Here is a 22,383-nt window from a genome sequence, read left to right as displayed (position 1 = left end):
ATCTTTTTTTGATAATTATTCGTTACTTTTTAAGATCGTCTTTGCAATCATACATAACCTCAAACCTTGAACTTTAAACCTTGAATCTTGAATTTTTTAACTAGGCAACCGTTCCTTGGCAACTACTTCCTGCGCCAGCCGTGCAACCGTAACAGTGTTGTGAAATGATGATGTTTCTGTTGTTTAATAGTTCTTCGTTGTATTCTGAGATGTGTTTTACTTTGCTTGCCACTTTTAAATCGAGCATTTGATTGAAATCGCAATCATATAACCAACCATCCCAACTAACAGAAATGGTATTGGTACACATGACATTGGCAACGGCGCCAGGATTGAATGCTTCTACCAACGAATACATATAATCTTCATAGTTTTCGGAAGCAATTAAGTAATCCAAGAAACGACTTATTGGCAAGTTTGTAATGGCAAATAAGTTGTGAAATTGAATGTTGAAATCCTCCAACAATGCTTTTTTGAAGTCTTTTTCCATTGCTGCTTGATCGCCTGGTAAAAATGCTCCAGAAGGATTGTACACCAAGTCTAATCGTAAGTCGCTATCTGGCATTCCGTACCCAACCGCATTGAGTTCTTGCAATGCTTTGATAGATTTGTCAAAAACTCCATCACCACGTTGTTTATCTGTCTTTCCACGCGTCCAATGTGGCATTGAGGAAACAACATGTACGTTGTGTTTTTTAAAGAATTCAGGTAAGTCGTAGTATTTTTTGTTAGCACGAATGATCGTTAAGTTTGATCGTACAATGAAATCTTTTACACCAATTTTGGAAGCTTCTTCTACAAACCAACGAAAGTGCGGATTCATTTCTGGAGCGCCACCTGTTAAATCGAGTGTATGTGCGCCTGTTTTTTCAATAACATCCAAACATTGTTGCATGGTTTCGCGTGTCATGATTTCTTTTCGATCTGGACCTGCATCTACATGACAATGTGAACATACTTGATTACACATGTACCCAACGTTGATTTGTAAAATTTCAACTTTTTTAGGTTTTAGGGGAAACTGATTTGTTTCTTTTATTTTGTTTGCAAACGTTGGTAATTCACCACTTTGAAAGATTCCGTTAGACAGAATTTCTACTTGTCGTTGTGTACTTGCTAATTCACTTTCTCTTTTTTGTAGGGACTTTGTCGCCATTGATTCGTTTTTGTTTTGGTGAAGCTAAATTTTGAGATTCTAAAAAAAATCCTCAAAATTACTGTTGAACTAATTTGTATTTATCACCATTTGTTTCATATATATACGAAACCTAATTGCTTTTAGATTTCAATTGATGAGATCCCGATCTCCATCGGATGAGCGATCTGTATGATTTTGCAGCGCAAAATTAACAGCCTGCTCACATTTCCAATTTATTAACCTTGTTCATCATTTGTACACCATGAACAAGCGTTGCGCCACTTTTTATAGCTGCACCAACATGAATGGCTTCCATCATTTCTTCTTTTGTGATTCCGCGTTGCAAACCATCTTGTGAATATGCATCAATACAATATGGACATTGTTCGGTATGCGCAACAGCCAAAGCAATTAATGATTTTTCGCGAGGAGTTAGTGCGCCTTCTTCAAAGACTTTTCCGTAGTATTCAAAAAATTTGTTTCCAAGTTCTTCACTCCATTCTGTGATAGATCCGAATTTTTTTAAGTCTCTTGGGTTGTAATATGATTTATCCATGTTTTGTTCGTGTTTTTATTTGAGATTTGCTAAAATACGCAAAATCAAACAGTCTACATTGAGACGATATTTTTTTAGAAACTTTACATATAAATTGAAGAAAAAATAAAAACGACTTAGTATTGTAGCAAATGAAATGCTTAAAGTATGAGATCCCGTTCTACAAAGGGATCAATTCAACTTACACTTTTGACTGTGTTTTTCAAACTTTTCAAAAGTGAGTTTTATTGAAGTAAAAATCCTGAGTGTCAGTCTCAGGATTTTTCTAAATTCAAGAAATGCAGCTCTCTAATTATCTATGAATGACTACAACCTCTATTCAAGATTACACGCATTTCTTTTCGAATTTTATAGCTGTAAAAATACCTATTTTTGCAAACGAATTCATTAGGAAATACCATATTAATAAAAGGGAAAATAACCCTTGTTATGAAGTTTTGTTTGTAGGAATAAAAAAGAAAAGCTCAATTTCTTTTGGTTAGAAATTGAGCTTGGTATCATTTTCGAATACGAATTCCTAAGGAACCAACGCCGAAGGAATCATGATATCTGCCAAACGCAAGTAAAACATTCCTGTTCCCGACATCCCTAGCATGAGTCCAGGGTTTTCTTGTTGCCCAATAGTCAATCCGCTAGGATCATTTACTCCACTTGGAAAAATAACTCCTGTAGCATCGTATTGTGAAATTCCTAAGTTAGCTGCATTTCGTGCAATTTGCACATATTCAGGATTTTCTAGGAGTTGACTCGCATATAATAAAATGTCTGCATTTCCTGCCAAACCATGACAGAGTGAAAAGTTTGCTTTTGAGTTGATTTGCGTTTCTTGAATGACGCTTCGTTTTGTGGTTTCTAAGGCAACTTTCGCTTCATGCAAAAAATAATCATGCTTCGTCATTTCATACGCTTTTAGTTGTGCAATGGCAATTCCGGGCGCACCGTGACACCACATGGTTCCGTAGTTTAGCGGTTTTTTACCTTCGTACTGACGTAAATCTGGCCAGTTTTGTGCTTGTTCGTTATACCATTGTTTTTCATAGTTGTATCCGCCCATAGCTGCATGCCAATATTCCTCTTTTTTAGTTGTCGCATACATTTCCATTAAGGCAGAAGCAATTCCTGAAGCTCCGTGCGAGTAGCCTGTAAGAGCATTAGAAGCATCAACTGTCATCCAAGAATACGTGTTTCCATTTTTCATGGCTTTTTTAAGGAGGAATTCACCACATTTCTCCGCAATTGCTAAGTATTCTTCATCTTGTTCTGCGTAGTAAAGTTTTAGCAATACTGAGATCGATCCAGCAGCGCCAGAAATGATATCCACTTCATAATCGGCAATTTCTTCATCTTTTACAGATTTCACATACCTCAATCCTGTTGCGGCAATTTCTTCGTTTGCTAGTTTTTTTCCAATGCGCCACAAGGTATATCCAGCGCCAATTTTTCCAGAGTAATATCCAAAATTATTTAGTTTATCATTTTTAAGATTGAAATTAATAGTGTTTAGAGCACCATTGAGCGTATGTAAAATGATCGGATCTTGAGTTTTGGTATATAATTCTGTTAAGAACAAGGCAATTCCCGTAAGTCCACTGTACAAATCAATGCTGCACGCTTTTACAACGGTTTGGTATTTTTCATCAAAAACAGACACTTCATGACCTGTCCAGTTACACATATCTTTATACCAAAGTGCTTCTTTTGCTAAGTATTTACCAATGTTGTGAGCTGTTTTTACATACATGTGTACGTCTGTTTTTTGAGTGGTTGCTATATTATTCATAAGTTGGGAACGTTGGCGTTAGTGATGTGTGTTTGTTGAGGTGCAAGCGGTTGAGTGTCATTCCTTTTCTCGATAAGAAATTGATGACATTGTCGAGTGTTTGCTTTTTGTTTTTTTCTTGTTGAAATGCATCTACTAATGCTTCTGCAATAGTTGCTGATCTGCTCATTCCAAAACTTTGCCCTTTCCCAGGATCTTCCGCGTATCCAACACCTTTGAAAAGTTGTTTGGTAAACATCGGAATTTCATCTACAAGATACGGTTCTAAATTTGGAATGACATTATTTAAAATGATGGCAACAAGTTGTACGTGTTTTTTGCTAACGTATAAAACTGCAGAATCAGAACGAACGTATAATTCAGGATGATTTAAGCATTTGAATTGAAACGGAATTTTGTATTCGTTCAGTGTAATTGTGAGTAAATTAATGAGTTTTGGCGCGCCTTCTGGAGAAACATTCCAGTAAAAACGTCCAATTTCTGCTTCTTGCGGAAACATCTCGTTGCTGAAAACATGATAGAATACAGGCTGAAGGTTTCTGTTTTCTTTTTGGCGTGTTAGGTTTACTTTTGTGTTGATAGCAGCTTGTTTTTGTTGCGGATTTACAAATTGATATCCGTTAGGTTGCAACCAACGTAATTCTTCATTTTTTTGGATGAAAGCATTTCCTGTAGAAGCATCTATATTGTAAATATTCCAGTGATAATCTAGTCCGTTCTCAGAAGTATTTGCTTGTGAAAGTTGTTCCATAAACGCTTCTCTTTCTGCTTTTGGTGGAATTTTTGAAGTGTGATCGCCATTTTTGATTCCACAATAAAATTTAGCGTAAATCGTATTAGTGAGCGCATTGATTAGATTGTTGCGTTGTTGTTGCGAATCGACTGTTGTGTTGCTTCCAAACGATTTAAAATCTTCTGCAAAAGTTTGATAAGGCATTTGGTTTTGCACATATTCTTCTTCTCCATTCACTTTATACGTGCTAAGCGAAGTGATCTCAATTGCGTCCGTAATTTGAATTATTTGTTGTTTGTATATGTTGTCTTTCATCTTCTTAGTCTATTAAATTCCATTGTTTTGCGATTCCTTCTACATTTCCTAGAATATGATTGCAAAATTGTAATATGCGTACAGAATTGGAGTTGATTTGTTTTTGCGCCATATTGTTTTCAAAGGCAGTTTGTACCATTCTTACAGACATATATGAAAGTGTTTTTATAAGTTTTTCTTTTGATTGAGAAGCTGTGAATTTTTGTGTTGAAGCATATGTGTCCCAAAGTACTTTTACGACTGACGTAATAGCTTCTATCGTTAGAAATTCTGTTCCTTGCATTTGTTGATGCTGTTGAATATTTTGACTGTTGAAGCTTAAAACCCACGCACTGAAATATGATTGAAAAACACCTGCAACGTCCCATAATGGATCGCCTAAATCGGCAATTTCCCAATCGACTAATTTTACGTCTTCATTGTTTGGCATTACAATAAAATTCATCCACTTAATATCTCCATGAATCAAGCTTGTTGTTTCCCATTGTGAAGCTACTTTTTCAATTTTTTTAACTAAATCTTGATGTTTGTAAATTTCCGCAATGACTGAGTTGGTAATTCCTTTTGGATTGCTGTTTAATAATTGTCCTGTATTTAAAATCCAAGGAATTTGTTTGCTGAAAAATTGTAAAGAGCTGTTTTCCTTGATGTTTTCGGTAATATCAAAATGAAAAGAAGCCAAAATATGCGCCATTTTAACTGCAAGTGATTTTGATAGTTTTTTGTTTTTATAAGTTATTTCGTGGACATTTTTGGTGTTTGCAAAATATTCTGTTACTAAGATATTATGATACGGATCGTATCCGTAATAATCAGGAATGTGTGTTGCAGTTTCTTTGTATAAATCTGATTGATGAATTAAATAGTGACTTGTAGCGTCTTTCTGCATCAAGTAACTATTGGTAGCATCTTGTGTGATGAGTTGCTTAACAAACAATCCTTTTTCTTGTTGCTGTTGAATTTTAAAAATAGAATTTCTGCTTTGAATTTGGGTAAGCATGTAATCTCCCGACATGAATGACGTTGGCTCTAAAAAACCTTTGTCTAGAAGGTAATGAGTAATATTTTTCTTTGTTAAGCGCATAAAAGTAAATTTTTGAGTTTTTTTAGAAGCTGCCTGCATTACAGGCAGCTCTAAACTAAAAAATAGCTATATCTATAGTAGATAAGCTAAGATTAACATACTGGCCAAGCTCCTGTACAGCTACGTGTAGGAATACAGTTTGCTACAGGAATACTATGAATTTGTGCTTGTGCATTTCCACCATCGCATCCTACTTGTGTACAAACAGTCGCTGCAGTTCCTTGTGGTTGGTGACAACCTTCGTAACCTGTACATCCTAAAAGATGTGTTGGTCCGCCACACATACTAGGTTGAGTGCAAAGTGTTGCTGCAGTTCCGTGCTCTCCGCATCCTTGATATGCTGTGTGTCCAAGTGTTTGTGCTTGTGCTTCTCCGCCATCACATCCTATTTGTGTACAAACAGTTGCGATTGTTTCTTGTTGGTGACAACCTGGATAGGCAGTTGGTCCTAATGTCTGTGCGTGTGCAGCATCATTTTGACCACATCCTTGGTAACCTGTTGGACCTACAACCGTACAACCTTGCCATCCTGTAACACCAATTGTTTGCGCTTGTGCGTTTCCTCCTGGGCATACAGTTGCTGGTGGTGTTCCGGTTGGTTGTAGACAACCTTGATAACCTGTTGGTCCTACTACGGTGCAACCATGCCATCCTGTAATACCAATAGTTTGCGCATGTGCATTTCCTGCTGGCGCACATGGTATTGTTGGGCAAGGCGTAATTGCCGTACATCCAATTGTATTTGGCACTACATTTTGTGCTTGCGCATGTACTCCAGTTGTCGCCACAGTTGTAGTAACCGTAATGCATGCAAGAGTTGGAGGTAAAATAGTTTGTGGTTGTGTACAACCTTGTGTTCCCGTTGGACCTACAACGGTGCATCCGTACGTTCCTGTTGGTCCTACGCAATGACCTGGCTGTGTACAACCTTGCGTTCCTGTTGGTCCAATTAAACAATTTGGAGGAACTGTACAACCTCGTGTTCCAGTGGGTCCAAGTTGTGCTTGTGCCTGTGCGTGACCTCCTTGTGGACAAGTTAATGTCACAGGAGGAATACCACATCCGTGAAAAAATGTAAACATAATAATTAAAGTTAAAGGTTAATAATATGATTTTTAAAGTCTTACAATTTTGAAATTGATGGTGTTGTATCAATTTTGGGTCTACTATTCTTACTGTCCGCATTTACCACATCCACAAACAGGCGTGTGCATACCTTGCGGTTTTTGAGTGGTATTTCCTTGAACAGTATTTGCGTATTGTTGATAGATATCTCCTTGGAAAAATTGTTGCGCATCTTGTTGTGATTGAGAAGTTGTTGCTTTTCCTTGTGTGTATGAGGAAGCATTTTTAACCCAAATGATGGTTCCGCCAATAGCACTATGCGTTTTGGTAATATTTGCATCGTGAATGATGTCTTCATCTTTGATAATGACCGAAGTTTTTAGTAATGTATCTAAGTAAAAAGTAATGTTATCATCTTGCGTTCCTTCTGCAACAAAACCATATATCATCATTACGTCATCTATTTTTTTACCATCTACAATGAGACGTTTTGGAAGTTCATCCAATGCCAATTTGTTTGCCATAATTTTAGTTTTACTGTGATTAATGATGAGTGAGACTATTCTATATTGTCAATTGCTTGCATTAATTCTTTTCCGTTAGGTGTTCCTAAACCTGTGCACGGATTCCATCCTGAAGCAGCTACGTATAGGTTGTTGTTTCCTTCCAAGATTTGGTGAAAAGCAGCTGAGTTTTCTAGTTGATATAAGTACGGATTGATGAATCCTAATCGGTAACCTAGATTTTGATTCATACGAGCAATTAAAGCTGCCCAAAGCGGTGTTGCCAAGCTTGTTCCTCCAATTTTTACCCAATTTCCTTCAAAGTATATTGAATATCCTGAAGCATCTGCAGCATTGGCAGCGATGTCTGGAATTCCTCTCCCACCAGCTTTGTGATATGGTTCAAATTGTGGAAAACGTTCAATATATTGTTGTGAAGCTTTTATTTGATATTGTTGTTCTGCGATGCGTTGACTGAATCCGCCGCCACTTCCTATTTGCGATTGTGGTGTGCTTTCGTTCCATACCACTTCTACAGTAGTGTCATTATCAAAAATGGTAAGTTGCGTTCCGCCGCAAGCCAATACATATGGCGAGTTTACAGGAACATTAACATTTGCGTATTGCTTGTTGTTGAGCGCGCCATTATCTCCAGAGGCACCAACAACCGTGATTCCTTTTAGAGAAGCTTCGTGAAATACATTGTTTAGTTCTACAATTTCCTGTTGTGAATATCCTAATTCTGATCCTGCCCAACTGATAGAAATAACTGTGAGTTTATTTTCGGTATCTGCCAACGCCATTTTCATCGCATTTAGAATGGAAGTTCCGTAATAGACCACTAATTTTGCTTTTGGAGCTAGAATTCCAGCTACTTGAATATCGGCAGTTACTTCTACGTTGTCATTTACTGGAGTTGTTGCAGGCTTGCCAATAACTTGAATTTCTGGAACTGCCATGTTGTATTTGGCAAAGAAGGTATCTAAGTCACTTTGTTCAAATTTTCCACCAAGTTCTATGATTCCAATGGTTTGTCCTTCTCCATCACCATCAGGGAAGTTATATGCTTCAGCGATTTCGAGCACACTGTAACCGTGTATTGATTCCTGAATTGGAATTGCATGTCCGCGTCCAACTCTAGTTTCTTTGTTACTTTTTACAAAACCTGTTTTTTGAGTCGGATCTGTAATGTCTTCTGCAGTTGCCTTATCTTTTGCTTCATCGTCTTTTACGTCTAAGTGTAAATCGCCTTGCGTACTCAGAAATTTTAGCGCTTCAATAGTCACGGGATTTTCTTCGTTTGCAATGTCTTCAGAGTTTATTTTGATGGTAATTTCTCGTGCTTTTTCATCAAAATTTACTTCCCAATGATTTGCTTCGGCATGTTCAATAATATCATTTGCATCGTGTTTGCTTGGAGCAAATATTTCAGCATGTGTAGTGTTGGAAAGGTATTTACGATCTCTTGGATGTTTTTTGATGGCATCATCAATCATGTCTTGTTGGCGTTCTGTAACTTCATTGATGGGTACATAAACTTTGATCTCCAATACGTCTTTTTGAGAACTATTTTCCTGAGTTGCTTCCATAAAAAATAATAAGGTTGGTTATAGGTTCTCAAAGTTGCACATTACACCTATGAAATAGAAGCGTATTTTTACTTGGTTTTAAGATTGAGTATTATCACTTTTTGAATAGTTGTAAACACGTGATGATAATTTTTTGTTGTTTTTATCTTTTGAACGTCAGCATATTACGTTGTGATTGCTTGGTTGGAGAAGTAGCTTGTAAATTATTTTTTTGTGCGTAAAAATTGATGGGAAATTGCAGTGTTTCATCAATCTAAAAAAAAGAAAAGTTCCAACATCTGCATTGTAAAGATGAAGGAACTCGTCAGTTCAAGAAAATTAATTGACAAATTATAAAGAGTATTTTTTATTCTTTTAATGAGTTTAAATATTGTGAAGGATTGATTCCTGTATGCTTTTTAAATGTTTTTGTGAATGATTCCGTATTTCCAAAACCTATTTTCTTTCCAATTGCTTTTACCGTTTGTGTTTTTAATGAATCGTCTTGTTTCAATTCTCTGAGAAGATATTGAATTCGTAAGTCATTGATATACGAACTAAAATTTTTCTCATAGTGAATGTTGATAATTTTAGAAAGATATTTAGGATTCGTCCCTAGTTTTTTTGCTAATGAATGCAATGTTACTTGTTTTAAAAAACCTTGCTTTCGCTCAAATTCAGAAAGTTTGTCCATAATACTTAGGATGATATCTTCACTGATTTCAAGTGTTTTTATTTTAGGTTCTTCTTTCTCTTTTTTAAAGAGTTTCATTAGTTTTTTTAGTAAGCGTAACATTATAATATAAATTAGAAAACAAGGCAATTGTTCAAAAAGTGTTTAGTTTACGTGCTCTAACCACTGAGCTACTCTCCTTTAAAGTGCGATTTAGTAGGAGAGGTGGGACTCGAACCCACGACCACGGCATTCGAGTGCGAAGTATCACTTTTTTACGGCACTTGTTTTTATGTTTGATATTGAAAATATTAGGTAAATAAGCCTAGAGTGTGAAACGCATCTCAATGGTTGAGACGGTTAGGATTCGAACCTAATCTAACCAGAAGTAACACTTTAGTACGACACTAATATTTATATTTTTAAAAAAGAGGAAAAGCAATAAGTTTTACAGGATTTTAGTGCGATTAACAGTCGATGTATTCCTGTATAGACGGCATTTTCCAAGTATAAGGTTACGATTCAAAAAGGGACTTTTCCTCATGTCTTAGCTAGTTAAACGACTTTCTTTATGAAAGGCAAGACTCGCACTTGCATCCTGAGATTAAAACGAAGTATTCCTTTTTTACGACACTTATATGTTGTGATTTCAATGAATATTTTTTTAATGAATGATAGGTAAATGAGTTAAAGTGCTTTTTTTAAAAAAGGTTTTTTTCAAACCCGCGTGAAATCGCCGAAGTAACACTTTGATACGACACTATCATTTTATTTTTAAAAAGGAAAAGCAAAGAAGCGAATAGGATCTTTTTTCTTTTGGATCGATGTATTCCTATTCTGACGGCATTTTCCTTTTGTATAATTTATAAGGTAATTTTAGTAGAAGAATTTTGTTCTTTCTGGGTCCTATTTAAACGACTTTCTCCTCGAAAACGCAAGAATTTCACTTGCAACCAGTTCGCTTTGAATCGAAGTATTTCTTCTTGACGACACTTATAATTATTGTTGTTTCAATGAACTTTTGAGCAGATAGCGAGATTCGAACTCGCTCCAATAGAGTGGAAGTCTACGATGCAACCAAAAACACCTTATCTGCTTGTTTTTATTTGATGGGACAAATGTTGTAAAGTAGTGCGCAGTAATTTTGCGCACTACCTAAATTAATTATTCAAATTTTATTTTTTTTATTTCTGATAATGCTTTGTTACCATTTTCAATAGCATGCATTACTTCAAAAACTTTATCACTCCAACCTGCAATTAAATGCACGTCGTTTTGTTCAATTCGCAATGGCGCTTGACCATGACCCATTAAATCAAACAAGTACAATTTTGCATGTGGCGCTACGTTTCGCTTGTATTTTAACCATTCCTTTTGGATATGATTGTTGTTGCGATAATTGCTATTCCACATTTGCAAATCTGTAAAGAAAAAGACTTTATCCATCACTTTCTTATTTTGATTCAAATACTCGATTACTTTATAACCATTGGTTGCGTAACCAACTTTACCTTCAATTTTCTTTAAGGCAGTTACATTACGTAAAATACCTTTTTTCGGTAAATTGTATGGCATCCAACGATCACCAAAAATACCTGTTATCGTATTGTTGGAACGGTTTTGTAATAACATTGCCAATACCAAACCGATATCATAACATTGTATTTTGCTTTTTTTAGAAACCGGACTAAACATTGAACCAGAAACATCACACGCCATCAATACACGTGTATGAATATCAAAACCTTGAATATTTTGCGCACTTATTTGAATAGCATCTTCCAATGCTTCCAAGATGTACGATGTATAAGGCGAGTTTATCAATTGTATTTCATTATAGGCTGACAAGAATCGGAACGGCAATTGACGCGAACGTAAAACGGCTTGTTCGTTACTTAAATAATTAGCTACTTGACTGATACAATCTGGAGAAACATCAGCTTGTAAAATGTTGCGTAAGTTTCGCATGATTGCCATATAACCAACCTTTTTACTGTAGATTAAAGTTTCCCAAGTGGCTTTGACAGCTTCTCGTTTTGCTTCTGCGGAAGCGAAATATTGCTGACCAACTTTCGATAATTCAACTTCCCAAGTGTATGGAGTTTCCAAATTATTGTTCACAATTTTGTTGAATATATATTGTTGATCTTCACTTGTTGCTTTTGGATGTGTTAAAAACAATGCGTCTTTTAAGGTTACATCACCTTTACGGTTGTATTTTGCAAATTGATATTCGTCAAATTTTGTAAATGCTTTCGCAATACCTTTTTGAACTTGTTTCGATAAACGATTTAATTTTTTAACACCATTTCGTTTGTTTGCTGTTTGGTAATATGCCAAGACTTCTGTGATTTCATCCGCACGTTGTACGATATTATAAATAGTTTTGCTAACCAAATTATCACCTTTGTGAATTTTACCCAATTCTACAGCTAATACCACAGGAATTGATCGTAAGTTCATTTTTGTACGTGCGTATACGGCTAACTTTGCTACAAATACAGGATCGCAATTTCGAACCAATTTTTGGATTCGTTTTACACGATCGGATGTGTTTTCGTATGTAGTTTTTTCTAAGCTAGTAGTTACTACGGCACTATACAATTCCATTTCAGGAGTCATTTTATAGGCTTTTTCACCTTGATGATTTGTAATGACTTGTGTACGTTTTTTTGTAAATACATTAAATTTCATCTTCTTGTTTTTTTAATTAATAACTACTTGTCTTGTTTGACAGTACAAATATTTTACATAACTACGCATTCATTCTGCGTAGTTAAATTTTCTTTTTAAAAAAGTTGATTTTTAATAAAAAAAGCTGTCATAAAATTAGATTTTCGTCAAGCTGAACTTATTCGGTTTCTTATTAAGTTTGCTGTTGGTTTATTGAGATTCCGAATCAAGTTTAGAATGGCATATTTAAATATTTCTTTTGAAACTGAACTTCACAAAAAAGTCCCAAAATCGTTTTGGTAGAACGACCTCGGGACAGAAATAAAAACATAGTGATTATGTATTTTTAATATCTATTTATTGACTGAAAATATATCTTTTAATTGCTTGACGACACCGCCATTTCCAGCAACAGTAATTTCGCCGATTTTGTCTGCAATTTTTTCAACATATTCCATTTCTTTCAATTGATATAACATTGCATTTTCTTCCATCAACTTTGCGGTGTTTAGTAAGCTTCTGGTAGAAGCTGTTTCTTCACGACGCGTAATGATGTTTGCTTGCGCTTTTTTCTGTGCGATTAAAACTTGATTCATGATTTCTTTCATTTCACCTGTTAAAATCACATCGCGAATTCCGCAATATAATACTTGAATTCCCAAGTTTTCTGCTGCATCTTTTACATTTTCAAAAACAGCATTGGCAATGTTTTCTTTTTGATCGAGTAATTCATCCAACGTGTAGTTTCCAACAAAAGTTCTCAGTTTCAACTGCATTGCAATATATAGTTGCTTTTCAAAGTCTTTATTGTCTAAGATTGCTTTTTTGATATCGATCACTTTGTATTGTGTGTAAAAGTTGATTCGAATTGCCGCTTTGTCTTTTGTCAATAATTCTTGACCAGCAATTTCAAGTTGCAACTGGCGCATGTCTACTTTTAAAATTTTGATACTTGTCGCATTCTTCCAAAATTGATACACACCTGAGTTTAAAATTTTCTCAAACTTGTCATCAATCAGTAAGATTGCTTTTTCATATTCAAATACTTCAAAGGTTCTTACATATTGAACCAATCTGTAATCTTTTAGCAAGTTTTTGTCTTTGATTTCCGTAATTTCAATTTTGCTGAGGTCAATTCGTGTAAATGTACGTTCAACCAAACCTTTCCAATACAAGTGTTGTCCAGCTTCCAAAACCGCTATTAAGTTTCCTTTTTCGTGACGTAATACAATTTCGGTATCACTTACATCAATGACTTCCAACATGTTTGCCAAGGTGACATCTTGCAATAAAATTTCACTAGCTATTGGCGCATGAAACTTCTCTGTAAGATTGTACACAGTTACATGCTGACTAAATTTTAGCCAATACGTACCTTCTGTAATTACTTTTTGGTAGTTTCCGTTTTTAAAAACCAAACCTACATTTCCGGTGTTAATTCGTACTCGTTTCATGTCTCTATTATTAATTATGCCATTACTGGCGATTGTACTTTTTTTGATCTCGATTTTCGAGTAAAAACGAAGCGCATCAATCATTTCTCGTTCACGGAGATAAAAGATTTTACAGATTTTCGCTAGTTCTTTTTTGAGGATGGAATCGCACCAAAAGACAATGAATAATTGAATTTTTAGTTTGATTTGATCGTCAAGAAATTGTAGTTTCCATCAGTAAGCACTTAGTATGTCAAAGTGACTTCAAAATTGCTGTTGGTTTCGTTTGAAACTTCAGCAGATTGATACGTCGTCGTTTTCATTAAAAACAGCTGTTAAGGCTGGGATCTTTTTTACAAGTGATCGAACTTGGATCTACATTAACTGTGTAGCACTCTACCAATTGAGTTACTCTCGCTGACAGGCAAGAGACCGGACTCGAACCGGCAACTTAATAAACATTGTTCTAACCTGACTGAACTATCTCTTTTCAGAGAATGGGAATCGAACCCATGACCCATGTTTCCCTATGGTGGATTATTATATGGCTAATATTCCAAAGCCTTCAAATCGAGTTGCATATAAAAGCATGATACAAATTGTGCAACGTTTTATACAATGGTGCTATACAGAAACACGCAACAAGACTCGCTTGATATTTTTACTCGATAATCGAGATTTTAAAAAAAACGCTGACGTTTGCGTCATTTTTTTTTAATAATTTCCTTTTGACTACTTTTCAAGATTTACCTTGAAATAGTGGACTTGTACCTCTTATCGGATTCGAACCGATACTTTCGTGTATACGAACAGATTGGCTGTAAATGCGCTTCCCTACTTTACATCTTGTGTATTTCGGTGCTTCTGCAAACTCTATTCATTAGCGAGCGTATCACTAACGACATTTTCCAATCACTCCATGGTTACGTTTTCCAACGCTCCATCTGGCTCATTGCAGTGCAATGTCCTACCATAGCACTTCCCTTTATGCTAAAGAGGTTTATTAAACCTCGCTACAATCCACGTGTAGCGAGGATGATTAACCAAACAGTATATATTGATTAGCAACTGTTTTTCTTTCTGGCACAAATATTTAGTAGTACTGCGCATTTATTTTGCGTAGAAGAAATTTTCAATAGGAAAAAGTGATATGATCCTATTTAAACAATACTATCTGCACAAGAAGAACTAGCAAAGGCATAAGGTTTTGCTTTGAATACAAAGCCCATTCCTAGGATATATCCCATTGCTTCTTTGAGTGCCACATTCGATTCAAATCTTGCGTCAGTATTAATATCTGCATGGACTTCCAATTCAATTTTATACTTTTCCAATAGATCACAAATGCGGTAGGCGGTTTCTACAGATAGCGCTACTTCTCTTAGCATACGCTCTTTTATTCCTATTTTAGTAGTTCCTTTTTCGTTCTTGATGAACATAAAACCACCTTTTCCTTCTCTAAGAATTACGATCACAGTACCATAAGCGACATGTGTTTTATACGCCTGTGAATCCGAACCCACATAGATTTTTAATCTGTGACCAGCTTTTTGTTCTTTTATAATGGCATTTTCAACAATAGTAGTGATGGGTTCATTAAACACTTTCCCTGAAAAGTTTCGCCATTTGTTTACTGCTATTTCCATCTGTATTATTTTTGAAGCAAATATTTTATATAACTACGTATTAATTTTGTGCTAATAAATGTTTTTAAAATATTGTTTTCTGATATTAATTTTTGAGCAAAAGGTTCTTTGTATTACTCGAAAAGAGTAAAAGTTTTTATATAATTTTTTAGTATGAATTCTTGCTGTTTTTCTCTGTGAAGAATATTTTGATTACTCTTTACCAATCATAGGCAGAATATCCATAATTTAAATAGAATCGTTGGTTAAATTCTTTTTTAAAGTCATCATCAGTTAATTTGAAATTTTCAAAAAGCGGGTAAATAATATTTCTAGGTAATTCTATCAATTTTTCTTCTAAAATAGATTTCCCGTACGATTGATTTAACGTTTCAAGTTCTTCTTGCTCTTTGCTATTGAGTGATGCTATATCAATCCCTTTGAATAGGTTTCCTTTTTTATATTCCTCTTTTGCATGATCGTATAAAGCTTCTCTAAACTGTTCTATTAACTCACTTAAATCCTCTTGTTTTTGCAAAACTCCTGATGAAAATACTAACTCAGTAATGTTCTCGTTTGATGCAATATTAAACTTGGGACGCAACCCGAATTGTAAATATCCTTTCGTAATTTGCATTCTTCCTGTATAGTCTAATTCCAAGTTTATATTTTCATATGATAGAATTTTTGAATCAAAAAAATCTACAAACTTTGGCTTAACACCATTGATAATTCTGGGTGATTCTGTTTCTTTAAAAACTCTCAAATCTTTCAGTAACAACTTATTGTTTTGTATCTTAAATATTGCGACAAAACCTCTCCAACAGGCAGAAAAACTTATAAATGGTCTCTTATAATATTGAGAAATATCAAAAGGAGCTTCTCCAGTATATCTTCTAATACTAAAACCTTTATTTTCTTCAGGAAGTATGGTGTGTTGTATTTGTACGGTCATTTTCTAAGTTTTTTGATGCTCTTTGGAATTGTCTCAACGGATGAATTTACTTACTATATATCATATGACAAACGATTCAACCTTAATAATTCAAACAGCTATTCTCTTGTAAAGCCTCTTGTCTCCAACGTACAAGAGGCAATCTATCTACATTACCTAAAAAGAAGTACTTCTTTAACCACAGTAGCAGCTTCTTTGTTTAGTATTTTGGTCATCACTTTTTGATGTTGCTTTTCCGTATTTTCCCAATCAGTTTCATGATCTTTTACGAAATCTTCTAGAGCATCTTTGGCGAGCAATCCGATGGTTTTCCCAGTTTGTTTTGGAGAAAATTCACCAAGTTTACTTTGTACATTCATCAAGCGATTTTCGTTTACGTAGCCTAGAAGTGTGTTCATCAATTCTTTTTCAGTATCTGAGAGCACTTCTGTCGCACTTGGTTTTGAAATTCTTGAACGTTTTATGTGTGATTTTTCAGACCATTTTTCATTTTTATTTTTAAAAATAACACGTTGTCCATTTCCAAAATGTTTACTCATTAATGGCTTGATGATGGTTCCTTCACAAATATTATCTTCAATTTTTGGAAGATTTAGCCATTCATATACTTTAGATTCAAATGTATTTGGGTACGCCATACATTCACTAAAACTTCCTTCAAAAAGTGTTTTTGCGTAAAACATTCCTACTTTCTCAAAGTATGTATTTGCAATAGTGACATCTAGATATTGTTTATGATCTAGACAAATATCAAATGCATAAAAGTCATTTTCAGGACTGTAAAAAACACCTTTTTGAATGCGAACCATTCCATCAAACTTATTTACAGTAGGATGCGGATAGTTTCCTCCGAAAATTTCACCAAAAACAGTCATCATTTCTGTTTTAGGAAAATCACTTTTTACAAGCTTGAACAATTCAACGATTGCTTTTTCATATTTATGAAGCACATACTTATAATTGTTGAAATTTTCATTTTCTGCAATCAAACTTGTACGTTTTGCAACTTGAATTTGAGTTCCATCAGTAATGAAAGAAAAATTTGCTCCGTGAACTTTCTCCTGAACAATAAATTTTTCATTTCCATAATCGTGAAGGTATACTTGTGCAGTAGCCTTTTCACGGTAGGTATTTTCGATACTATTATATTTTTTAAACATGATTTCTTTTTTTGAGCTTTTCCTAAAATTTGACTTTTCGAATAGCTTTTAGTTTTTATTCATCTCATGTAATCGATCTCTGCGATCAATTTCACCTAAAGGACTTCCTTTAAATGTGGAAATATTTTGGAAGCCATTTTCTTCTGTAATCAGAGATTCTTCCGCTAAAACGGCACCTCGTCTTTTATTTCCATAATTTCCTGTCATTTTTTTTGTGGCTGGATCTAGATCTCCCCATAAATTAGCAGGTTTTCCTGAATCTATTGGTTCCACAAAATAGGTGACTCCTGTTCTTTTTGAAGTCACGAGGAATCTCCCTGAATCTTCAGTTCTGTAAAAAAACCTTTGTAATACATCTTGTCTCATGACTGTTTGTTTTTATTAATTATGAATAAGAAATGACAAGATTTTCACTTGCATCTTCGAGATACTAGCTCGCTATTTTAACTTTAAACTACATTTCTTTAGTGGAATAAATAGGATTCGAACCTATATCTCTGGGACTTCAATCCAGCGCATTGACCAACTCTGCCATTACTCCAATTTGGGTGACTTCGAGGATCGAACTCTGTTCTTCTCATTCACAGTGAGGCGTTTTACCAAATAAACTAAAGTCACCATTTTTGTAGTGATAGAAAGAATCGAACTTTCAACTTCTGGCTTATGAGACCAGTGCTTTACCAATTAAGCTATATCGCTTTAGTAGACCCAAAAGGATTCGAACCTTTACCTCGAGAGTCAAAGTCTCGCCTGCTGCCTTTACAACATGGGTCAATTTGTAAGTCTAATAGGAATCGAACCTATACTCTTAGCTTCGTAAACTAATGTGCTTTCCGTTACACCATAGACTTGTTGCACTCCTTTCTAAGATTGCATTTGTACAGAGAGAGAGATTCGAACTCTCAGAAACCTGGGTCTAAGTCAGGCATGTTTACCAATTACATCATCTCTGCATTTAGTACCTGCGGTGGGATTAGTTCACAAAACATCTATTGTATACAATGGAGTTCATGAATACTGAAGTATTTCGAACCCACATGTGCTTCGCACAACAGCGTTTAAGACTGTTTTGTATACCAGTTCCATCACACAGGTGTTTAGCACTCTGTAAGGGAATCGAACCCTTAATTCTACATAGAAAGTGTAGCGTCTTCGCCGTTTGACCAACAGAGCATTGTTATTTTTGCAGTACCGACGGGATTCGAACCCGCAACTTCTCGAGAGACAGTCGAGCACTCTACCATTGAGTCACGATACTATTTGTATAGCTACTAAGAGTCGAACTTAGACTAAGAGGTTAGAAATGCTTTAAGCATTCACGAACTCTTAAATCTAAAATAGATAACATGTGAACTAAATCTCTGGTGCTTTCCATTACACTATAGCTATATTATTTATTTTGCACGCCCGCAAGGATTTGAACCTCAACCGTACGTTTTGGAGACGTACATGCTGCCAATTACACCACAAGCGTATTTTGTGGGAATTGTAGGATTCGAACCTACTCAGCATTACACAACAGATTTACAGTCTGCTCCAGCTCTCCAACTCTGGCGAATTCCCAAGTTATACAGACAAGGATGAGATTGCTGTGCTTTCTCATCAAGTCACAAATTGGATTACATATTATTCAAATGAATTTGACACTACGTAATCATTGAGACAAGGATGAGATTCGAACTCATAAAAAACAGTTTTGCAGACTGCTGCCTTTGCCATTCAGCCACCTTGTCATTGCGATATCGGAAGGACTCGAATACTGAATCGAGTTCAGCACAGGCTCTTCAACCTCAGACTTAACAGGTCTTCGCTCTAACATTGAGCTACAATATCATTTTGTGGAGATACGGAGACTTGCACTCCGTGCTGCGGGATGCAAACCCACTGTTTTTGCTTGGTAAACTATATCCCCAATATGTTGCGGAGCGCAAAGGAATTGAATACTGAATCAAGTTCAGCACAGGCTCTTCACCACTGTTAGGTGGACTTGATTAGCAGTTAAGCGTAACGAACCAATATTTACCTACACTCCAAATTATTTGCGGAAGAAGTGGGAGTAGCTCGCGCCATAAGCATTTTATAAATAGGTGCTCATGAATGCTAGGCATTTCGAACCCACACGAGTCATTAACTCCGAACGGTTTTAATTCCGCATTTTTATTTTATTTTTTGTCTCATTGAATTCGTAAACTCATTTCAAGACCGTGGCCACCGCCAATTGGCTTGTTCTTCCTTTTTATTAACTCTGCACGGTTTTAATTCCGCATTTTTATTTTATTTTTTTGTCTCATTGAATTCGTAAACTCATTTCAAGACCTTGGTCACTGTCAATTGACTTACGCTGAGAAAATATAAACCATAAAAAAAAGCATCTCTTTTTTGGGAGATGCTTTTATAAAGTTTGTATATAGTTACGATCATCGCAACGTATCTTTATAATACTCCCGTTTTTTTCTATACATAAAATCTCCTTGCTGTTCTCTTAAAAACAGACTCCAGCAACTTTCCGGCAATCGGAGAATGTTTGCTAAGGCGGATATGTGATGTAATGTATAATTCATAATATTTTTTTTATGTTGTCGTTTTTTGTTTTTGACGTTGCAAATATGAAAACGATTTTTTGATTACGCAAACTTTTTTTGATTTATTTTACTGATAATCAGATGTTTACATTTGTTTTTGGGCATGAAAATCCCTGTCCGTTATACAACGGATATTGAACTTTTTACCAACTGTCTGTCTCTCAATTGCTTTTTGTTTCAATGTCTATTATTTTCTATTTGACTATGCTTTGAACATTTTTTAAATTTTTTTCATAAAAAAAGCGCCTAATTTCTTAGACGCTTTACAGTTTGTATAATTTTTGTGTTATTTCATAAGATGTTTCACAGATAAAAATGTACATAAAGCGTCTCATTTCGCCAAAATGGTTCAACCATTCCGCGATTTGTGTCCTGACTTCTCAGACAAATAGAGGCTATATGTAAATAATTTTTTGTCATTAGTGTGGCAAATATGTAATTTTTATAAGGTTTCTTCCAAATGAAAAACCTTATTTATAATAGTTCTAATTCTATTGACACTTAGGATTCTGAAATAAGCAAACCAAAATATTCTTCTTTGGTCAACGGTCTAATAGTGCCTTCTGGTCGTACATTTCGTTTCATTTCACATAAAAGAATATCTCCTTGACGCTTTAAGCATTTAATGAATGGAATTACATTTTCATGTACTCGAAAGGTAGAAGCAATGGCAGCAAGCGGATCATCTTTGTATGCTGATTCAATCCAAATCCAGTGTTCTTGATTGGTAGAGGTACACCAGCATTTTACCGCATAACGCAATTGTTTTTCACCTCGCCATGATCTAAAGTGTTGTACTTTGTTGAAATCAGCTTCATAAATTTCAAAGATGTTGTGTTTTTGAACCATTGATTTATTTCCAAACTCATCGTACACAGCATGATGTACTTCAATTCCTTCTGTCGCAATACGTTTTGCTTTGAGTTTTTTCATAAACGTATCTACACCAACATAGTTGAATGCAAATCTTCGCAAAGAAAAGTCATGAAGTTGAAATATTTCCTCGTACGTTAGTGGTGTTACTTTTTTCCATTTCTTTTTTATGGAACGAATGATTTCATCAAAAGATGGATTGCTTTTGTAGTTCCATTCGCGAGTCAATTCGCGTGTATAAAAATTATCAAAAGAAATATGACGCATTTTTAGAATGCTGATGAATTTACGAATGGGTAATTTATCTTGTCGAATGTTTGTCCAAATTGAAAATGATTCTTTCGAAATGATAAATTCAGTATTTCTGTTTTCTACTTCATGAAAAAAGTGATTTATAGTAAGATGCTCGCTGTTTTCCTGATACATCATAGTATCAACATATTGCAAACTTGGCAATCTGTCTTTTATACGCGAAGTTTTTTCACGAATTGCCAATATGCCAACTTGTGTCAATTTAGGAGCAACATCAGCAGTTATGTTTTCTAGAGTTCTAATGCCGCAAACACCTTTTACTTCTTGTAAATTAGGAAACTTACAATAGGTGTTTAAATCAACTTTCCCTATCTGTTGCATGCTTCTGAATTCATATAAATTTTCTGGTTTTCTATATCCTAAATATTGCAATTCACGAATTGTAAATTCTCCACCAACAAACCTAAGTGCAGGAACATCAATTTTAGAATTTATGTCACAATGCGTTCCTATTTTGTGGAGTGATTGTGCTGTGAGTTTAGAATCTCTACCTACCACAAGTCTTTTATTTATTTCGACTAAAGTGTTACAGATCAATTTGGCTTTTTCTCTTACAAGAAGTTCACCTGATTGTTGGAGTTTCCGAAAAGATGTTCTCCCTTTTTCAATTAGAATTTTATTTTTAACTTCTTCAACATCAATATTTATAGGCTTTGTTGTGCTGATTTCACAATTTCCATGAATTAGTTTTAAGTTTGGACTTTCAAATAAACTTGCTGCTTTTTTTTGAATGATGTCTTCAAAATTTAAACTTGGTTTGGCGACATACGGACTGAATTGATCTGAGATTTCAATAGTGAGATTTCCGTAAATTGTCTCTAGGTTTGGGCAATCTAATTTTGCATTGACAATTTTAAGATTTCCATAAATTACCTTATTACGCAAGGTAACATTGCAATTTTCAATGCTAAGATTGTATAATTCGCCTTCTTCCAAAATGTCTAAATCCTTTTGAAAAAGCACGCGTTGCCATTTTTCTGGAATACGACTTTTAAGTACGTTTGATTTTCCCGTGATTATTTTGAGTTTTGGCAATTCAACAGGATAATGTTGTTTAAAATCACCTAATACTTTGCGCAATTCAGGAAGTTGAATATCATTCCCATGAATGTTTAAATTTCCTTGAATTTCTGTGAGTTTTGGCAATTCCGCTTGATGTGCATCTAAAGAAGCCAATCCGAAAACCGTTGTTAAGTTTGGAAATTTACAACCAATGGCGCGCGTGTACAATTCGCCACTCATTTCACGAATGGGAATTACAGCATTTTTCAGATATATTTCCAACCGAATATTTTCTGTTTCCGTTATTTTAGAAATATCGTCTTCCGTATGTATTTTTATTGTTTTCACGATGC

The 22,383-nt window shown here is 35.0% G+C and carries 16 protein-coding genes and 13 tRNA genes; all 29 read right to left on the bottom strand.

All coding sequences use genetic code 11. The features are described from left to right. Positions 1 to 100: 100 nt before the first annotated feature. Positions 101 to 1,156 carry an arsenosugar biosynthesis radical SAM (seleno)protein ArsS gene (gene arsS, locus KAOT1_RS13180; RefSeq protein WP_007095316.1) on the bottom strand — a complete coding sequence of 352 codons (1,056 nt, stop codon included), beginning with the start codon at positions 1,154 to 1,156 and terminating at the stop codon, positions 101 to 103. Positions 1,157 to 1,358: 202 nt separating this feature from the next. Beyond that, positions 1,359 to 1,694, bottom strand: a complete 336-nt coding sequence (locus tag KAOT1_RS13175; protein ID WP_007095315.1) for an arsenosugar biosynthesis-associated peroxidase-like protein — start codon at positions 1,692 to 1,694, stop codon at positions 1,359 to 1,361. Between the two features lie 517 nt (positions 1,695 to 2,211). Continuing rightward, positions 2,212 to 3,474 (bottom strand): lanthionine synthetase LanC family protein, encoded by a 1,263-nt coding sequence (locus KAOT1_RS13170; RefSeq protein WP_007095314.1) that lies wholly within the window; start codon positions 3,472 to 3,474, stop codon positions 2,212 to 2,214. Next, a complete protein-coding gene (locus KAOT1_RS22030) occupies positions 3,467 to 4,522 on the bottom strand; it encodes a T3SS effector HopA1 family protein (protein WP_007095313.1) in 1,056 nt (351 codons plus the stop codon). Before KAOT1_RS22030 ends, KAOT1_RS13170 begins: the two co-directional genes overlap by 8 nt. Positions 4,523 to 4,526: 4 nt before the next feature. After that, entirely contained in the window at positions 4,527 to 5,606 is a 1,080-nt protein-coding gene (locus KAOT1_RS13160) for a phosphotransferase family protein (protein WP_007095312.1), read from the bottom strand. Between the two features lie 92 nt (positions 5,607 to 5,698). Continuing rightward, positions 5,699 to 6,688 carry a hypothetical protein gene (locus tag KAOT1_RS13155; RefSeq protein ID WP_007095311.1) on the bottom strand — a complete coding sequence of 330 codons (990 nt, stop codon included), beginning with the start codon at positions 6,686 to 6,688 and terminating at the stop codon, positions 5,699 to 5,701. A gap of 90 nt (positions 6,689 to 6,778) precedes the next feature. Further along, positions 6,779 to 7,195 carry a hypothetical protein gene (locus KAOT1_RS13150; RefSeq protein WP_007095310.1) on the bottom strand — a complete coding sequence of 139 codons (417 nt, stop codon included), beginning with the start codon at positions 7,193 to 7,195 and terminating at the stop codon, positions 6,779 to 6,781. A 35-nt stretch (positions 7,196 to 7,230) separates the two neighbouring features. Next, positions 7,231 to 8,763 carry a S53 family peptidase gene (locus tag KAOT1_RS13145; RefSeq protein WP_007095309.1) on the bottom strand — a complete coding sequence of 511 codons (1,533 nt, stop codon included), beginning with the start codon at positions 8,761 to 8,763 and terminating at the stop codon, positions 7,231 to 7,233. 346 nt (positions 8,764 to 9,109) lie between these two features. After that, positions 9,110 to 9,514, bottom strand: coding sequence for a helix-turn-helix domain-containing protein (locus KAOT1_RS13140; RefSeq protein ID WP_007095308.1), 405 nt, complete (start codon positions 9,512 to 9,514; stop codon positions 9,110 to 9,112). A gap of 925 nt (positions 9,515 to 10,439) precedes the next feature. Next, positions 10,440 to 10,511: transfer RNA gene (locus tag KAOT1_RS22970), tRNA-Gly, on the bottom strand. A gap of 68 nt (positions 10,512 to 10,579) precedes the next feature. Continuing rightward, positions 10,580 to 12,109, bottom strand: a complete 1,530-nt coding sequence (locus KAOT1_RS13135; protein ID WP_007095307.1) for a TROVE domain-containing protein — start codon at positions 12,107 to 12,109, stop codon at positions 10,580 to 10,582. Positions 12,110 to 12,441: 332 nt separating this feature from the next. Next, the gene (locus KAOT1_RS13130) at positions 12,442 to 13,542 is read right to left on the bottom strand and encodes a slipin family protein (RefSeq protein WP_040560069.1); all 1,101 of its coding nucleotides are present in this window, start codon (positions 13,540 to 13,542) and stop codon (positions 12,442 to 12,444) included. A gap of 405 nt (positions 13,543 to 13,947) precedes the next feature. Then, positions 13,948 to 14,012 (bottom strand) — tRNA-OTHER (locus tag KAOT1_RS22965). Positions 14,013 to 14,681: 669 nt separating this feature from the next. After that, positions 14,682 to 15,167 (bottom strand): ribonuclease H-like YkuK family protein, encoded by a 486-nt coding sequence (locus KAOT1_RS13125; protein WP_007095305.1) that lies wholly within the window; start codon positions 15,165 to 15,167, stop codon positions 14,682 to 14,684. Between the two features lie 199 nt (positions 15,168 to 15,366). Further along, complete coding sequence (locus KAOT1_RS13120; RefSeq protein WP_007095304.1) at positions 15,367 to 16,101, bottom strand: hypothetical protein; 735 nt, start codon at positions 16,099 to 16,101, stop codon at positions 15,367 to 15,369. A gap of 152 nt (positions 16,102 to 16,253) precedes the next feature. Next, positions 16,254 to 17,261 (bottom strand): RNA ligase, Rnl2 family, encoded by a 1,008-nt coding sequence (locus KAOT1_RS13115; RefSeq protein ID WP_007095303.1) that lies wholly within the window; start codon positions 17,259 to 17,261, stop codon positions 16,254 to 16,256. A gap of 48 nt (positions 17,262 to 17,309) precedes the next feature. Beyond that, positions 17,310 to 17,627 carry a hypothetical protein gene (locus tag KAOT1_RS13110; RefSeq protein ID WP_007095302.1) on the bottom strand — a complete coding sequence of 106 codons (318 nt, stop codon included), beginning with the start codon at positions 17,625 to 17,627 and terminating at the stop codon, positions 17,310 to 17,312. A gap of 102 nt (positions 17,628 to 17,729) precedes the next feature. Beyond that, positions 17,730 to 17,802, bottom strand: a tRNA-Phe gene (locus KAOT1_RS13105). A gap of 6 nt (positions 17,803 to 17,808) precedes the next feature. Further along, a tRNA-His gene (locus KAOT1_RS13100) sits at positions 17,809 to 17,879 on the bottom strand. An 8-nt stretch (positions 17,880 to 17,887) separates the two neighbouring features. Continuing rightward, positions 17,888 to 17,960 (bottom strand) — tRNA-Met (locus KAOT1_RS13095). Positions 17,961 to 17,964: 4 nt separating this feature from the next. Beyond that, positions 17,965 to 18,034, bottom strand: a tRNA-Gln gene (locus tag KAOT1_RS13090). A gap of 6 nt (positions 18,035 to 18,040) precedes the next feature. Continuing rightward, positions 18,041 to 18,112 (bottom strand) — tRNA-Arg (locus tag KAOT1_RS13085). A 28-nt stretch (positions 18,113 to 18,140) separates the two neighbouring features. Beyond that, positions 18,141 to 18,214 (bottom strand) — tRNA-Leu (locus KAOT1_RS13080). A 148-nt stretch (positions 18,215 to 18,362) separates the two neighbouring features. Next, positions 18,363 to 18,434 (bottom strand) — tRNA-Glu (locus KAOT1_RS13075). 13 nt (positions 18,435 to 18,447) lie between these two features. After that, positions 18,448 to 18,519 (bottom strand) — tRNA-Asp (locus tag KAOT1_RS13070). A gap of 144 nt (positions 18,520 to 18,663) precedes the next feature. Beyond that, positions 18,664 to 18,735: transfer RNA gene (locus KAOT1_RS13065), tRNA-Trp, on the bottom strand. Between the two features lie 6 nt (positions 18,736 to 18,741). Next, a tRNA-Tyr gene (locus KAOT1_RS22960) sits at positions 18,742 to 18,824 on the bottom strand. Positions 18,825 to 18,921: 97 nt separating this feature from the next. After that, positions 18,922 to 18,994, bottom strand: a tRNA-Cys gene (locus KAOT1_RS13060). Between the two features lie 1,350 nt (positions 18,995 to 20,344). Continuing rightward, positions 20,345 to 22,378, bottom strand: a complete 2,034-nt coding sequence (locus tag KAOT1_RS13055; RefSeq protein WP_007095300.1) for a hypothetical protein — start codon at positions 22,376 to 22,378, stop codon at positions 20,345 to 20,347. Positions 22,379 to 22,383 lie beyond the last annotated feature (5 nt).

Origin of the sequence: Kordia algicida OT-1, assembly GCF_000154725.1 — a bacterium.
Classification (GTDB): Bacteria; Bacteroidota; Bacteroidia; order Flavobacteriales; family Flavobacteriaceae; genus Kordia; species Kordia algicida.
This window is presented reverse-complemented; position numbering and strand designations above follow the sequence as displayed.

Coding starts and splice junctions, on each gene's coding strand:
- KAOT1_RS13135 (WP_007095307.1), bottom strand. CDS start 12,109: ATGAAATTTAATGTATTTACAAAAAAACGTACACAAGTCATTACAAAT.
- KAOT1_RS13120 (WP_007095304.1), bottom strand. CDS start 16,101: ATGACCGTACAAATACAACACACCATACTTCCTGAAGAAAATAAAGGT.
- KAOT1_RS13110 (WP_007095302.1), bottom strand. CDS start 17,627: ATGAGACAAGATGTATTACAAAGGTTTTTTTACAGAACTGAAGATTCA.
- KAOT1_RS22030 (WP_007095313.1), bottom strand. CDS start 4,522: ATGAAAGACAACATATACAAACAACAAATAATTCAAATTACGGACGCA.
- KAOT1_RS13145 (WP_007095309.1), bottom strand. CDS start 8,763: ATGGAAGCAACTCAGGAAAATAGTTCTCAAAAAGACGTATTGGAGATC.
- arsS (WP_007095316.1), bottom strand. CDS start 1,156: ATGGCGACAAAGTCCCTACAAAAAAGAGAAAGTGAATTAGCAAGTACA.
- KAOT1_RS13130 (WP_040560069.1), bottom strand. CDS start 13,542: ATGAAACGAGTACGAATTAACACCGGAAATGTAGGTTTGGTTTTTAAA.
- KAOT1_RS13150 (WP_007095310.1), bottom strand. CDS start 7,195: ATGGCAAACAAATTGGCATTGGATGAACTTCCAAAACGTCTCATTGTA.
- KAOT1_RS13125 (WP_007095305.1), bottom strand. CDS start 15,167: ATGGAAATAGCAGTAAACAAATGGCGAAACTTTTCAGGGAAAGTGTTT.
- KAOT1_RS13160 (WP_007095312.1), bottom strand. CDS start 5,606: ATGCGCTTAACAAAGAAAAATATTACTCATTACCTTCTAGACAAAGGT.
- KAOT1_RS13155 (WP_007095311.1), bottom strand. CDS start 6,688: ATGTTTACATTTTTTCACGGATGTGGTATTCCTCCTGTGACATTAACT.
- KAOT1_RS13140 (WP_007095308.1), bottom strand. CDS start 9,514: ATGAAACTCTTTAAAAAAGAGAAAGAAGAACCTAAAATAAAAACACTT.
- KAOT1_RS13175 (WP_007095315.1), bottom strand. CDS start 1,694: ATGGATAAATCATATTACAACCCAAGAGACTTAAAAAAATTCGGATCT.
- KAOT1_RS13115 (WP_007095303.1), bottom strand. CDS start 17,261: ATGTTTAAAAAATATAATAGTATCGAAAATACCTACCGTGAAAAGGCT.
- KAOT1_RS13170 (WP_007095314.1), bottom strand. CDS start 3,474: ATGAATAATATAGCAACCACTCAAAAAACAGACGTACACATGTATGTA.